The sequence below is a fragment of the Algoriphagus antarcticus genome, from assembly GCF_002150685.1.
Lineage (GTDB): Bacteria > Bacteroidota > Bacteroidia > Cytophagales > Cyclobacteriaceae > Algoriphagus > Algoriphagus antarcticus.
Genome location: NZ_MSSW01000053.1, coordinates 19,687 through 34,907 on the forward strand (window position 1 = coordinate 19,687; position 15,221 = coordinate 34,907).

Below are 15,221 nucleotides of genomic sequence, written 5' to 3' on the forward strand. Positions count from 1 at the left end.
ATTTATCTGTATGTACGCTTTTCTGCCAGTAAGCGAATTCTCTTTGGTCAACGGATTGGAAGACCGATGACCGAAGACCGGAGTAAACCAGAATTTAATCTGCTTTTGGATTTTCGATCCTATAAATTTTCTACTGGCAAGATTCCGTATAAACACATAAATTTAATTTAAAAAGGCATTCAGAAACTTTCCTGATCGAATTTCAATTTGCTTACTAACCACAAGCAACTACCTAATTTGAAATCGAACCTACCCTATTCCCTCCTTGATCTTGCCATCATCCGTGAAGACTACGATGCCAGAGACGCTTATGAAAGATGTTTAGAAATAGCAAAACATGCAGAAAAACTTGGCTACACCAGGATGTGGCTTGCTGAGCATCACAACATGGCAAATGTCGGAAGCTCTTCACCTCAGATCTTGCTTGGGTACTTAGCCAATGGTACTTCCACTATTCGTTTAGGCTCTGGCGGCATCATGCTTCCAAATCATAGCCCACTGATTATTGCCGAGCAATTCGGAACTCTAGCCACGCTTTACCCGAACCGGATTGATCTGGGTCTCGGTCGGGCACCGGGCACAGATCAAACTACGGCAGCAGCTTTACGAAGGGGAAGACATGAATCTGTTCAAGAATTCCCAAGTGATCTCGATGACCTTCGGCGTTATTTCTCAGAAGATAATATGGACTCCAAAGTCCGCGCATTCCCTGCCGAGGGTTTGAATGTGCCTATTTATCTTTTGGGATCAAGCATGAGTAGTGCTGTTCTTGCTTCGCAAAAAGGTTTGCCTTACGCTTTCGCCAGCCATTTTGCTCCAGGATATTTGATCAATGCTTCGAGATATTATCGAGAAAATTTCCAGCCATCAGAGCATCAGGCAAAGCCCCATTTTATTTCTTGTGTGAATGTGATCGCAGCTGACACAGATGAAGAGGCTCATTATCTGGCAACTTCATTTTTCCAGACCGCTTTAGGGATTATTCGAGGAAAATCTTATCCCATGAAAAAACCGGTGGATAGTATGGAGAACATCTGGAATGAAGCCGAAGCCTCTGCTATCCAAAATATGATGGCGTGTACTTTCATTGGTACAAAGGAAACTCTAAAACCACAATTTGAGAGTTTCTTCCAGCAAGTGGAAGTGGACGAACTGATGGTTTCGACTAATATCTACGATCCTGAAAAACGGTTACGATCTTTGGAGATCACTGCTGAGGTTTTAGGGTAAAAGAGAAAAGGGAATCAAATTCCTTTTTTTTAAAGTGCTTTGACTCGTGAAGTCAATTAGCCGGAGACCTTCCAGGTTTTGAAAACCTGGAAGGTCTTTTAATTTCAGTTTTCCTGCGCCTTCTTTATTCAGTTTTCCAACTTTTCTTACTCATCCGCCAAACTATCCACTGGATTCCCTAAAGCTGCTTTCACTGCTCTATATCCTACCGTGGCAGAAGTGATCAGGAGCGAAACTAAAATCACTAGCACGTACAAAACTACAGGAACGTTGGTCTGATAAGTGAAATTCTGCAACCACTGATCCGTCAGGTAATAACCAACCGGCACAGCTATCGCAAAAGCAATGAATACCAACAAAATGAATTCCTTCGAAAGCAGAAATGTAATCTGAGAAATAGAGGCACCCAGTACTTTTCTAATCCCGATTTCTTTAAGCTTTTGACCTACTAAAAAGGAAATCAATCCATACAATCCAATCGAAGAAATCACAATCGAGAGCACAGCGAAGATCTTATAAACCAGTGCCAACTGATTCTCTCGTCGGTAGAAACTAGCAATGCTTTCATCCCAAAAAGTCCCAGAATAAATCGCCTCAGGATAAATATTTTTAAACTCTTCTTCAATGGTAGCTAACGTTTCCTTACCTGCATTTTTGTCCAGTTTCACCCCTAGCAATTCGTAATTAGCTTTTTCTGTAGCTATAATAAAAGGCTTAATTTCTTCACGCAAAGAGTTTTGAGCAAAATCCTTCACCACTCCCGTGATTCTCATCCACGGTTCGCTCCCACCAATTGTGATTGTTTTTCCGATAGCTTCTTCTGCATTCGTCAGATTCAGTTTCTTAGCCATGGTTTCATTGATTACTGCTTCCTTGAGGGTATCACTTTCTGAAAAGCTACCACCGGCTACGAATTCTAACCCGTAAGTATCAAAGTAATCAGCATCAGCATATTTCAAAGATGTAGGGAATTGCACACTTTCTCTAATGCCATCAAACCAAAAATTCGATGCCCAATTGTTAGCAGAGGAAGGGACATCATTAGAGACACTTACACTTTTGATTTGAGCATTAGATTTCAATCGTTGCTTGAGCACATCGAGTCGTCCATCTTTGGCCTCATCTGTAGGTATGTCAATGTAGTAAACGGCCTGCTTCGAAAAGCCAAGATCGGCGTCCTGAATCTCTGTCATCTGCTTCACTGCAACTACCGTTGCGATCATCAGAACTTGCGCAATCACAAACTGCATCACCACTAAACCTCTACGCAGCGAAACACCTCCGATTTGAGCTACTTGAATCTTATTTTTCAATGCCTGAATCGGTTGAAATCCCGATAAAATAAGCGCTGGATAAAAACCAGAAAGCAACGTCACACCCAAAATTATGAGTGTAGAAAAAAGCAAAAAAGAAGGTGTAACCAAGCGAATCGAATCGGGCACTTCAGCCACTTCACTGAGGTAAGGAAGCAAAACAGTAGCAGTTATCGTAGAGATAATCGCTGAGATAATGACAACCAAAAATGTCTCTCCAAAGGATTGTCCAATTACCTGAAGTCGGCTTCCTCCCATCACTTTGCGAATCCCTATTTCCTTACTTTTACCGATTGCCTGAGCTGTGGAAAGATTTACAAAATTGATGGAGGCCATGATCAGGATGAAGATTCCTATCAAACCTAATGTATAAATGGTGGCTTTTCGGATCATTTCCCCGTTGATCGGTTCAAATCGGCTATCGAAGTGAATATCAGGCATCGCCTGTAGGTAAAATGACTTCTTGGAAGTACCGCGATCCTTATAGTTCTTTTCTGCAAAGTTCCGAAGCTGCTGATTGATCTGATCCGCGCTGCTGGACTCAGCGAGCAATAAGTACAATTGAAAATCGCTTCCAAAGCTGCCCCATTCATCAAAATGATAATCAAAAACATCCTCATTGCTTTGCAAGGTTTTGTAAGAGACTAGCATATTGAACTGGAAATTGCTGTTGACCGGAATATCAGCCACAATTGCCCCAACTGTTGCTTCCACACGTTTTGATAGTAAAACTGACTTCCCAAAAGCATTTTCCAAAGTCCCAAAAAGCTTCTTGGCCTCAGTCACGGTGAGCACTACCTGGCCTGGCTCATTGAGTAGTGCCAAATTTCCAGCGAGCACTTCCATATCAAATAATGTGGCATAATCAGAGGTGGTAAAGAAGGCATCTTCTATGATAAAGTTATTCTCACCTGTGTTGGTTACAGCTTGTTCTGTAGAAACATTAACTGATGAATTCACCACCGGAACAAGTGCTTCTAAACCCGAAAGATCTTCTTTCAGCGCATCGGGCATCGGCGGCGAAACGCCGGGATTGTATGCAGTGCCATCTGAATAGTCGTCTTGGGTAACTACTCGATAAATTCGATCTGCATTCGTCTGAAACGTATCGTAGCTCAACTCATAGCTCACCACCGTGAAAAGCAAAAAAGCAGCTGTGATTCCCAGCGTCAGACCAAAGATATTGATCAGCGTCACGCGCTTGCCTTTCTTAAGATTTCGCCAAGCAATTTTGGAGTATGTTTTCCACATGGGTTTTGAAGTTTATCTACGGATATCAGCTGGAGGCCCAGCTTTATTTTGCAGGGATATTATCCAAGATTGCACCAGAAAAAAAGCACGACTAGAAGCTCTAATTAAGGTTTTCAGAAAAATTGACAAATTTCCTCCGAACATTTTTGTTCGTTCTCGGGCGAATTTAAAGTATTAGTCACAAAACTATTACTAAGTAATATTTCGAAAATCGAAATATTACTTTTTTTAAAAGACACTATACAGTTCACAGTGTAGTTTCTATTCGACATATTATTTATATATTTGTAGAATAGATTCGACAAAAATGGATATTCTGTTTTCAAATTTCAATAATTTACTGAGTCAGATTGACGATAATTTCTTTCGATATCTCTTTACAGAAATTGATTGGAACCAGCGGATGATTGCCATCAAAGGGCCGAGAGGTTCGGGCAAAACAACCCTAATGCTCCAGCGAATCAAGTATGGAATAAAGCCCAAATCCAACGAGGCACTTTACTTTTCAGCAGATCACTATTGGTTTTATACTCATAATTTGGTGGAAACAACCACCACTTTTTATCAGAATGGAGGTCGATTTTTGTTCATCGACGAAGTGCATAAATACCCAAATTGGTCTCGTGAACTCAAGAACATTTATGATTCGTTTCCAGATTTGAAAGTGGTTTTCTCCTCCTCGTCCGCTTTGGATATTTATCGCGGTGAATCAGATTTGAGTCGCCGAGTGATCACGTATGAATTGCCCGGAATGTCATTCCGTGAATATTTATATTTAACTCAAGGGCATAACTTTGCTGCTTTCTCGCTAAGTGAAGTCCAGAATTCTCATTCAGAAATCACCCGTGAAGTCAATTCAAAACTTCAACCGCTTCCAGCATTCAAGGAATATTTAAAACGGGGATATCTGCCCATCATAACAGAGTCGAACCCAGAGACGATTCCAGTTTTCCTCCAGCAAATCATCAATACAATAGTAGATTCGGATTTGGCATTTATTGCAGATTATAATGCCGGAACGGCCTACAAAGTCAAGAAACTGCTTGGCGTGTTGGCTGAGTCTGTCCCTTTCAAACCCAATGTATCCTCAATTGCTCGTAAAATAGAAACCAGTCGGGATTCTGTCTATGAATGGCTCACGCAATTGGAAAAAGCGAGATTACTCAATTTCTTGATTGCCGAAGGCAAGGGAATTTCATTGCTGCAAAAGCCAGACAAGGTTTACATGGAAAACACCAATCTCTTCTATGCGCTGAAGGAAAACCCAGAAATCGGTTCGATTAGAGAGACATTCCTTCTAAACCAACTCAAAAACCTAAAAAAAGAAATCAGATTACCAAAGTCCGGTGATTTCTTAGTCGATGATTTAGTAATAGAAGTTGGCGGCAAAAACAAAGATGCCAGCCAAGTCAAACCTCCTGAAAACTATCTGATAGCTGCGGACGAAATTGAGCATGGCTTTGGTAAAAAAGTACCACTTTGGGTTTTTGGAATGATGTATTGAGAGAACCAACTCTCCAAGGGTTTGAAACCTTTGGAGAGTTGTGGTGATCTACCGCTGTAAATGAAGATACTAACTACAGCAAATACCTCAGAGTATAACCACTCAGCGCCTTCTTCGTACCCTTTTGGGATAAAAACAATTCGCTCAGCGCCTTCTCTGCGCATCCTCCGCGACCTCTGCGGTTAAAAATCACCCCCCAAACTTCCCTTTCAGCGCTGCCAACTTATCAGCCATAGAACCGGCAGGCTCTTCTGGTTTCTGAACTTTGGCAGCAGCAGGTTTCCCCTGACTTTTTCCGCGCTCCGCAAAAGGATCGGCTTTCATGCTAAGTCCAACTCGTTTGCGGGGAATATCCACTTCCATGACGGTCACTTGTACTTTCTGATTGACAGAGACGACCTCATTTGGATCTTTGATAAATCGATCTGCCAAATGACTCAAATGCACCAATCCATCTTGATGCACTCCCACATCCACAAAAGCTCCAAAAGCCGTGATATTCGTCACCACTCCCGGAAGCTTCATCCCCACTTTCAGATCAGTCATGCTATTCACACTTTCCTCAAAAGCAAAAACCTCAAAGCTCTCCCGTGGATCTCTTCCCGGCTTGGCTAGCTCTTCCAAAATATCCTGAAGCGTAGGCAAACCCACCGTTTCAGACACGTAATTCTTTAGGGCAATTCTATTTCTCAAGTCTTCTGAACTCATCAAATCTGAAACCGAAGCACTGACATCTTTAGCCATTTTCTCCACCAAGGCATATCGCTCAGGGTGAACAGCTGAGGAATCTAGCGGGTGTTTTGCCTTGCTGATTCTCAAGAAACCAGCCGCTTGCTCAAAGGCTTTATCCCCCAATCGAGGTACTTTTTTCAGTTGTGCACGGCTCTTGAAAGGCCCGTTTTCATTTCTGAAATCAATAATATTCTGCGCCAAAGTTGGACCTAAGCCAGAGACATAAGTGAGTAATTGCTTAGAGGCTAGATTCACTTCTACTCCTACTCTATTTACAGCTGACATCACCGTATCATCAAGCGCATTTTTCAAGGCATTCTGATCCACATCATGCTGGTATTGGCCGACTCCAATGGATTTTGGGTCGATTTTCACCAACTCCGCCAATGGATCCATCAATCGACGACCAATAGAAACTGCTCCTCTCACAGTCAGATCCAGATCAGGAAATTCTTCACGCGCAACATCTGAAGCGGAATAAATCGAGGCTCCAGATTCATTCACCATGGTTACGATCACTGATTTGGGCAAGCCTAGACTTTTCACAAAAGCTTCTGTCTCCCGTCCGGCCGTCCCATTTCCGATGGCAATCGCTTCAATACCAAACTGCTCTACCAAACCTTTCACGTTCATCCCAGCTTCTGCCGATCGACGCTGAGGCTCATGCGGATAGATCGCTTCGAAATGTAAGAATTGACCTTGCGGGCCTAGACAAACTAACTTACATCCAGTTCTGAATCCTGGGTCAATTGCCATCACCGATTTCTCTCCCAAAGGTGCTCCGAGCAGTAACTGACGTAGATTTTCAGTAAAAACCCTGATCGCTTCTTCATCCGCTTTACGCTTAGTGAGCAGGCGAACTTCCGTTTCCATACTTGGTTTTAGCAATCTTTTGTAACTGTCCTTGATTGCCACCTTCACCTGATCAACAGAAGAGTTTGCCGCATCAGCAAGAATCATTTTCTCCATTTGATAAATTGCAGAAGCCTCTTCTGGTACAGAATCCAACATCAGAAAAAGTTCTTTCTCACCTCTTCTCATAGCCAGTACACGGTGAGATGGAGCAGATTTTATAGGTTCAGACCATTCAAAATAGTCTTTGTATTTAATTGCTTCTTGTTCTTTCCCAGGCAACACTTTCGAAGAAAAAACACCTTCATCGAGAAAAAGCTTTCGCATCTTTTCTCTCAACTCTGCTTTCTCATTGATCCACTCTGCCATAATATCCCGAGCTCCCTGAAGTGCTTCTTCAGTTGAATTCACTTCTTTGGTAGCATCTACAAACTTCTCTGCTTCCACTTCCAGATTGATGGAGTTCTGCTCGAAAATCTGCTCAGCAAGTGGCTCCAAGCCTTTTTCTCTGGCTATAGTCGCCTTGGTTCTTCGCTTAGGCTTATATGGCAAATAGATGTCTTCCAGCTTTGACATGGTCTCAGCGGCTTCAACTTTCGCTTTCAATTCAGAAGTCAATTTTCCTTGCTCCTCGATTGACTTTAATACAGCTTCTTTTCGCTTGGCCAACTCACGCAACTGTAACACGCGATCCCGAATCGCTGCTACCTGCACCTCATCCAACTCGCCAGTGGCTTCTTTTCTGTATCGGGAAATAAACGGAACTGTCCCGCCTTCGTCCAGCAATTGCACCGTGGCATTCACCTGTGCGGGTCTTACTTGGAGTTCAGCGGCTATTTGTACTTCGTAATTCATAGGGCAATGGGAAATTCAACGCTTAAATTTGAGCTGCAAGTTAAGCCTCCTTTTGGAGACAAAAAGGGAGAAATGTGAGAGTTGTCACTAAGCGTCTGGAAATGTGGGGGTAATTTTGAATCGAAATTTAGCTAGCTAAAATTAACAATGAAAAAATTGGAGACACTGGAAATAAAACAACATTGGGATCAAATCTACCAAACCAAAAACTTTGAGGAAGTGAGTTGGTATCAGGAAAAACCCGAAACTTCCTTAGAGTTTTTGCAAAAATTCAATGTGCCAAAAGATGCTAAAATTATAGACTGTGGAGGAGGTGATAGCTATTTAGTAGACAATCTTCTTGATCTTGGTTACCAAGACATTACAGTTTTAGATATCTCCGAGAAAGCTTTAGAAAGGGCGAAGCAGCGGCTAGGTAATCGGGCAAAAAAAATAAAGTGGATTGTCGCTGATGTATCCTCATTTCAGCCACCAGAAAAATATGACTTCTGGCATGACAGAGCTGTGTTCCATTTTCTAAAAAACGATGAAGTCACAAAATATCTTCAGATCATCAAGAGAAACTTGAATCCTGGCGGTCATTTAGTGGTAGGCACTTTTTCCGAAAATGGCCCTACTAAGTGTAGTGGAATTGAAATCAAACAGTATTCGGAAAACACGATGAGTCAGGTAATAGAGAAGTATCTCAGAAAGATCTATTGCTTTACCATAGACCATCTCACACCATCCAATTCTATTCAGAACTTCGTGTTCTGTAGCTTTCAAAATCAGTTGAAGTAGCAACCTTTTAAAAACTTAAATTAAAATCTTCGAGGTTCTCATAAACCCTGTAATTCGTAAATCGTAATTCCTACAATGAAAATGGATTGGAAAAAAGAAATCAAAAGCTGGGGAATCATGCTCAGCGTCGTGGCATTATTATATTTTACAGGTCTTTTACCTGTCATAGTAGGAGGATTACAATCTGTGCTGCTTTCCACAGGCTTGATCAAACCTAAGATCGAAATACCAGATCTGAGTGACCAGCAGTTCGACTACAGAGGCAAGTTTTTAACATTTGATGGTAAGCAAATCAACTTGGAAAGCTACAGAGGCAAAACTTTGTTCATCAATCTTTGGGCATCTTGGTGTGGTCCGTGTCGCGCCGAAATGCCACATATTTCTGAGCTTTATAAATCAGTCCAAAATGAGCCTGATTTAGAATTTTTGATGATTGGAATTGATAATGATATCAAAAAAAGTCAAAAGTTTATTGAAGGAAAAAGCTGGACTTTTCCAATGGCTCACGCTAGTTACGGTCTGAATCAAAGCCTTCAAAGCGAATCCATCCCGACCACTTTGGTAGTAAATCCAGACGGTAAAATCGTTTTCTATCAAGAAGGTATGAGCAATTTCAACACGGATGAGTTTCGGGATTTTCTACTCAGCCAGTAATTGGTTTTGGGATAATAAAAGTGAGAAAAATCATTTACAGATTCAGACTGGAAAATTACTAACCACCTAAATCTCGATTTAAAAAAAATCCAAGTCATGAGTCATGAACCAGATGGTCGTATAGATTAGAGGTATTATTTCAAAGGAGATCATTTCGTCAAAGCCATGAATGCTATGTGGATAAAATTAGCATACCACATAGATTCATAGGAAAACATAGAGTAACAATCTGACTTTAAAGTGAGCCAATTTCCAATGGAAGGATTTGTTGTCTTTGTTCCTATATGTCGAAAAAATGGTTCTTACCACAAAGTCATAAAGTCAACAAAGGGCATAGGGTATTGATCATTGTCCATCCTTTTATCCACAAAATACGATATGGGTATAAAATCTTTCGCCCATATCAAATGGAAGCAGTCTGAAGAATGCATTATGAAAAAGTCCAAGTCGGGAGACTTGAACCACTGTGATCCTCTAAAATTCCTTTGTATTTCTCCGCGAAACCTCGGCGTGCTTTGCGGTTAAGGACTTTCAGAAATCAGAAACAAACCGGATTATCTTTTATCTACATTTTCGTTATGGTCTGTTCCCAGGCTATAATGATTATTTTCTTCGTCTTCAGAACCCCTCCGCTCCTGCGCATCATCAAGCTCCTCACCGGGTATGTCCAGATCGGCCGCTGCAAAATCAGCAGGGCGCTTTCTATCTCGGAGCATTTCATCATCTCCACCATCGTTTCTCAAGTTTTTCTTTTTTGCCCCTAAGGCTTGCAAATCTTCTTCGGTCAAATTGGATTCTTCTTTCTTGTTTTTCATGGTTTCTATGTTTTTGTGATTAGCTAGTTGGTTGCAATAGTTGTTCCGAGCGCAAGGCATATTGATAAACTAGCTTCATCAATTCCAAATCAGCATCTAATGAAATTAGAGCGTAAATCAAGACTGTGCGACAAAAACTTAGGGGAATTAATCTCTCGAAATGGGGATTGCTTTTCAGTGATGGCTAGCTTTAATTGAATCGTTTAGAGCTCAAAAAAATGCCCTTTAAGATTCCCAGATACTTCGCTTCAATAGTTGGAGACCTCTATTTTCCAGAAAAAAGAAGCTCGAATCAGCTCGTATGGGCAAAGCAAATCTTCCTCTAGGCATAGTTTTGTGGCTACTACACGATACCAACAAAATCAAAATGCCATGAAAAAGACACTAATTCTAGGAATAATATTGACTTCCACCATGCTACTCTCTTGCGAATCTTCGAGTGAGAGAATTGAAGACGGCACAGATGTGACCGAGCAAAACGACATCACACTGGATAATCCATTCAAGCTTACTATAGAAGATCTCCGTGAGGAGCAACTCGAAATCGAAAAAAAACTGACTTTACTCAAGAATTCGGATGTGGAACGTCAATCCCACGATTACAAAGCATTTGAACCGGAGATCAAAATCATTGAGTTGAGGGTAGATTCTTTGAGAACTTATGTGTCAGATTTTGAAAATGCATCCGAAGAGCAGAAAGAGATAATATACGATCGTTACAAAATGAAGCGGGAAAAAATTTCAGAGGATATCGAATCTATCACAGATCGCTTCAATGATCTCAAAGTGCTCGATTCCTAAGACAGATCAAACCATCCTATAATCTTTGAGATACCTATTTCGAAAAACTTTATACTTATTTAAACTCAATGTTTCTGAAATAGGGATTTCCCTAGTATTCATCAGAAATTAAATCTTGGTAAGAAGTTTTCAGATATACTCCTGTTAACAACATTACAAGTGTGATCGGATTTCGAATAATGGACATCAATATATTCTTAAGGCCTAAATGCTGGTCCCCATAACCCAAACTCCCTATTCCCTAATTAACTGCATCTATTGGGTAGCGTATTTCACATATCGGGAAATACACTCTTGACAATAGCCGATCTGAAGCAAGCTAGCCCAAGTTTTAATGTATTTATGGGTTCGGAGTAGTTGTTGTAGTCTTTGCATAAAACCATCTTATATGAATAGCACCGATAGACATACGCCAGGAAAAGAAATACTCACGTTTTTTGCTCTAATAATGGTAGGCCTTTATTTTTTCATCGATGGAATTATGGCTGCTACAGGTTTTTTGATTCCGATTACAGTCAGCATTTTGCTTGCTTTGATCTGTATCCCGTTGGCGCGTAAACTCGAAAATGTAGGCCTCAATCGAGGATTCTCATCTTTGATATGTGTACTGGTAAGTTTTATTGCATTTGTTTCTTTTTTTGTATTGATATCTTTTCAGATTACACAGTTCTCAGACAAATGGCCTGAAATAAAAAACAAGGCCAAGACTGGACTGGAGTCTGCAGAAGATTTTATAAGTAAAAATACAGGCTTTTCTTTCCAGAAAGATATCGACCAAGTATTTGCTGCGGATAGTGAAGAGCCAAGTAGTCAACTATCCGACACTGATGGCCAGACTAAAGCTGAAGAACGCGTACAAGAAAATTCTCAGCCAGACCGGTCTGCTGCTTCGGATGACTCGTTAATTAGCAAGGTGCCTACAGGATTGTTTTCCAGAGTCGGCGGCGTAGTGATCAGTTTTTTCGGTTTTTTAGCTAATAGTGCTTTGGCTATGATTTATCTTTTTTTCCTGCTGTATTACCGAACCAAACTCAAATTGTCAATTCTTAATTTTTTCAGTGATGAAAATCAGTCAAACGCCAAAGATGTTCTTGCCGATACGATAAAGCTAGCATTGGATTTTTTGATTGGGAGGATGATACTCATCGCATTTTTGGCATTGATTTATGGTATTGGTCTGAGCATTTCGGGTATTGATAATGCGATTTTGATCAGTATCCTTGCAGCTATTCTCTCGCTTATCCCCTATGTTGGAAATATAATTGGGCTAATTTTGGCAATGTCTATGGCTGCATTTTCCGGAGGAGGATTAGGAATGTATATAGGTGTCGCAGCGACCTACTTCTTTGCTCAGTTTATCGAAAGCTATATTCTACAACCATTCGTGGTGGGAGGAAAAGTAAATATTAATCCTATTGTGACTATCATCGTGGTAGTCCTGGGAGGTACGATCTGGGGGGTAGCGGGGATGATCTTGAGTATTCCAATCATCGGGATATTCAAAATCGTCTGTGATGCTGTCCCGGTTCTACAGCCAGTTGGGTATTTTCTGGGAGAAGAGGATCTCGGGAGTGATGATGAAGAGCCAGGTAAGTTAAAGCAATGGGGTAAGAAAATCTGGTCAAAAATTTCCGGCAAATGAGTAGGTTGAGTAACTGGATCTAAATTGAATCTTCATTATCCGCAATGCTGCCACTAGTCTTATTTTCTTTGCTTATCGGGCTGGAAGACCGAGGACGGAAGACCGAAGTGGCGCCTTTGCTAGTCCCGATGGCTATCCGGATCAGTAAATCCTCTTTTGATTTTGCCTTTTACTGGCAGAAAAGCGGATATACAGAAATTAAATTCTTGATTTGAAATGGGATCACATTCTATAGCTAGGAATTGAATTGGCTTCGAGCCAGACCAGGAATAGTTAGGAAGTTTTTATTGACCCAATTTAATATTTCAAAAAAGTCTCATCAAGACGTCAGCTAAAAGTACCTGATTTAGAAAAATGTGATGACTATCTATCAAGATTAGTATATGCTTTATTTATCCGCTTTTCTGCCAATACCGGACAAAAGTAACTTAGGAATTGCTAAACTCTCACAAGGAAGTAACCTCGGTTTTCAGGTATCCCTAAATCTTTTATTTTTAAAATCCCAAAATGGTTGGGCTGGAATAGTTATGTCCAAGCTACCAAAAAACCCCTTCCAAAACGAGGCTGCCTGTCTGCCGGAGGTAAAGAACGGTTTATGAATTACAGAAAATCGAATTTTTGAGGAGATCAGGGATCTAACAGCCCATTTTTAAACTTATTTCCTGCATAAAAAAGACTTAAAACCTGACTCAATCTCCATAAAAACTGCACAGCTAGTCCGCCACGGCGGACTAGCTGTGCAACAGCGGTTTCAATGTGCCCTCCGCGGCGGGCAAACTGTGTTACGCATGCAAAGACTACCTAGTCGTTAGCGGTAGTTCTTTATAATCTCTCCAATGTAGTTCATAGTTTTGTCGTAGGTTTCAATTCCGTGTCCTACATTGGTAAATACTTTTACTTCTTTTAATGTTTTAATATGCTTTTTTGCATTGTCAATGGATTTTTGAAACGGAAACAATAAGTCTTTATCTCCTTCAAGAAGATATGTGTCAACTTTAACTTCACCCAATTGCTTATCCATATAATACGGTTTTTGTGTTTTATCTTTATAGCGACTGATTGCAAAGACTTCGTAGTCAATGAGCATCTTTTCTGATACCTCGGATAGCATATGATTTGGTTTAGAAAAGACAGCTTTCTCTAAAAATTTTAAAACATTTTTTGCTGTAGGTTTTATGATTGGCAGCAAATTGTAATAAAGGTTTGCCATGGTTAGGGAAAAAGATTGTAAACAACCTGGATTCAACAAAAAGGCTGCTTTAACTTTTTCAGGGTTTGTTATACCCAGTTTCATACAGATTAATCCACCGAATGATGCACCTGCAATAAAAGCTTTTTCTATTCCAAGCAGATCTAAAACCTCGTTTGCCCAACGGCCATACTCCAATGATTTTATATCTGGCGTTGCTCCGTCACTCAGGTTGGGCCATCCGTTGGTTTCCACCATAAAAATTCTGAGCTTTTGTTTCAAATTATCCAGTCCTCTATCCAAATCCCAGATCAAGGCTGTCGTCCTAGCACCTGGGAATATTACTAAGGTCTCTAAACTTGTATCATGGCTATTCAAACCCCAGACATGCGTCTTGCCCAAAGCAGTAGATACTTCCAAGCGCTCATAGGTTCTGCTGTTTATTTTTTCCAGTTGTAGAACCCATTCCTCGAAATAATCCCGGTCTTTTTGAGGGTCTTTGAAACACGACTTTGCTTTGATGTACATATTTTTTTTATCCTTATTTACTCAACGAAAGCTTTATTTCAATAGCCAATGGCCATTTCCAGGGTTTTATCCACCCCTTTCAATACCTCAGCTTTCTGGTTTATACTATAAATATGGGGAGCAATCCCGATACCTTCATAGCTTTTGCCATCAGCCCCCCGGTAGTCGCCTACACCCACAGTGATAGCCCATCCGTTGAGCAATTGAAAAACAATTGCATCAGTAAAAGCACCGGCAGATGTATCGCCCATATGAATTACATTGTCGTTTTCGCGCATGGCAAAGAGAAATGTTTCACCTGCGCTAATGGTACGGGAGGTGGTTAGTAATATGACAGGTTTTGTATATTGGCTTTCACCTTCTGGCTCCACATACCACTCTATTAAATTTTCAAAATTATCATGTGCCGGCCCGTTTCTTTTTTTGGAGGTCATAAACAACTTTTTTGATGTGGCAAATCTGCCAGCGATGTACTTACTTACATTGTCGCTCCCTCCAGCATGATCTCTAATATCAAAGACAATTTTTTTGGTGGAAGCTAAAGCTCTCATGGCTTTGTCCATGGCTTTTTTGAAAAAAGCAATATTATCGTTGTATGATGAAGCATGAATATATCCTATGTCTTCGGTAAGTTTTCCATAACCAAAATTTTCATTTTCCTCATGGTATTCTATAAGATAATGGTCGCGGACGCTTTCAAAAAGATAGTCTTCCTGAGCTGGGATATGCCCATTGTGGCCACTGTTATAATCTCCCAGACTTGGATTGGTTGTTAAAATATTTACATGTTGATCATTCAAGGTGCTGAGGGCAGAAGAAAGGACTGAAAACAATTCCTCCTCCGTTTTTGCGGCTCTGGCCAGGGGCAGATGTGACGCAGATACTGCGTCCCAGTCTATGTCCTTTACCAGAAAGAGGCCGTAGTGACTGTCGAATTTTTCCCACATGACCCGGAAGTTATTTTCATTGGAGTTATCCAGCATCTCACCCACCATCATTTCTTCGCATGAAGTGAAAGAAAGAAGTAGCATTATAAAAGTTCCTATGCGTATTGAGATATAATTTTTCATTTTTG

11 protein-coding genes are annotated in these 15,221 nt (G+C 40.8%); 6 read left to right on the forward strand and 5 right to left on the reverse strand.

The window, feature by feature from the left end; all coding sequences use genetic code 11:
- Positions 1-237: 237 nt before the first annotated feature.
- On the forward strand, positions 238-1,230 hold the full coding sequence (locus BVH04_RS17495) for an LLM class flavin-dependent oxidoreductase (protein WP_086542768.1): 993 nt from the start codon (positions 238-240) through the stop codon (positions 1,228-1,230).
- A 146-nt stretch (positions 1,231-1,376) separates the two neighbouring features.
- On the opposite strand, the gene BVH04_RS17500 is transcribed toward BVH04_RS17495, so the two are convergent.
- Entirely contained in the window at positions 1,377-3,794 is a 2,418-nt protein-coding gene (locus BVH04_RS17500; RefSeq protein WP_086542769.1) for an ABC transporter permease, read from the reverse strand.
- A gap of 307 nt (positions 3,795-4,101) precedes the next feature.
- Here BVH04_RS17500 and BVH04_RS17510 point away from each other — a divergent pair, with 307 nt between their 5' ends.
- Complete coding sequence (locus tag BVH04_RS17510; protein WP_086542771.1) at positions 4,102-5,298, forward strand: ATP-binding protein; 1,197 nt, start codon at positions 4,102-4,104, stop codon at positions 5,296-5,298.
- A 189-nt stretch (positions 5,299-5,487) separates the two neighbouring features.
- On the opposite strand, the gene BVH04_RS17515 is transcribed toward BVH04_RS17510, so the two are convergent.
- The gene (locus BVH04_RS17515) at positions 5,488-7,737 is read right to left on the reverse strand and encodes a Tex family protein (RefSeq protein WP_086542772.1); all 2,250 of its coding nucleotides are present in this window, start codon (positions 7,735-7,737) and stop codon (positions 5,488-5,490) included.
- A 147-nt stretch (positions 7,738-7,884) separates the two neighbouring features.
- On the opposite strand from BVH04_RS17515, the gene BVH04_RS17520 reads away from it, so the two are divergent.
- Positions 7,885-8,517, forward strand: coding sequence for a class I SAM-dependent methyltransferase (locus tag BVH04_RS17520; RefSeq protein ID WP_086542773.1), 633 nt, complete (start codon positions 7,885-7,887; stop codon positions 8,515-8,517).
- 81 nt (positions 8,518-8,598) lie between these two features.
- On the forward strand, positions 8,599-9,171 hold the full coding sequence (locus BVH04_RS17525) for a TlpA family protein disulfide reductase (protein ID WP_086542830.1): 573 nt from the start codon (positions 8,599-8,601) through the stop codon (positions 9,169-9,171).
- Positions 9,172-9,725: 554 nt separating this feature from the next.
- Here BVH04_RS17525 and BVH04_RS17530 read toward each other — a convergent pair.
- On the reverse strand, positions 9,726-9,986 hold the full coding sequence (locus BVH04_RS17530; protein ID WP_140160607.1) for a hypothetical protein: 261 nt from the start codon (positions 9,984-9,986) through the stop codon (positions 9,726-9,728).
- Positions 9,987-10,358: 372 nt separating this feature from the next.
- On the opposite strand from BVH04_RS17530, the gene BVH04_RS17535 reads away from it, so the two are divergent.
- Both BVH04_RS17535 and BVH04_RS17540 read left to right on the forward strand, forming a co-directional pair.
- Positions 10,359-10,787, forward strand: coding sequence for a hypothetical protein (locus BVH04_RS17535; RefSeq protein ID WP_140160608.1), 429 nt, complete (start codon positions 10,359-10,361; stop codon positions 10,785-10,787).
- Positions 10,788-11,175: 388 nt separating this feature from the next.
- Entirely contained in the window at positions 11,176-12,429 is a 1,254-nt protein-coding gene (locus tag BVH04_RS17540; RefSeq protein WP_169714457.1) for an AI-2E family transporter, read from the forward strand.
- Between the two features lie 808 nt (positions 12,430-13,237).
- Here BVH04_RS17540 and BVH04_RS17550 read toward each other — a convergent pair.
- Together BVH04_RS17550 and BVH04_RS17555 are read right to left on the reverse strand one after the other, a co-directional pair.
- On the reverse strand, positions 13,238-14,146 hold the full coding sequence (locus BVH04_RS17550; protein WP_086542778.1) for an alpha/beta hydrolase: 909 nt from the start codon (positions 14,144-14,146) through the stop codon (positions 13,238-13,240).
- A 38-nt stretch (positions 14,147-14,184) separates the two neighbouring features.
- Entirely contained in the window at positions 14,185-15,216 is a 1,032-nt protein-coding gene (locus tag BVH04_RS17555; protein ID WP_086542779.1) for a S41 family peptidase, read from the reverse strand.
- Positions 15,217-15,221 lie beyond the last annotated feature (5 nt).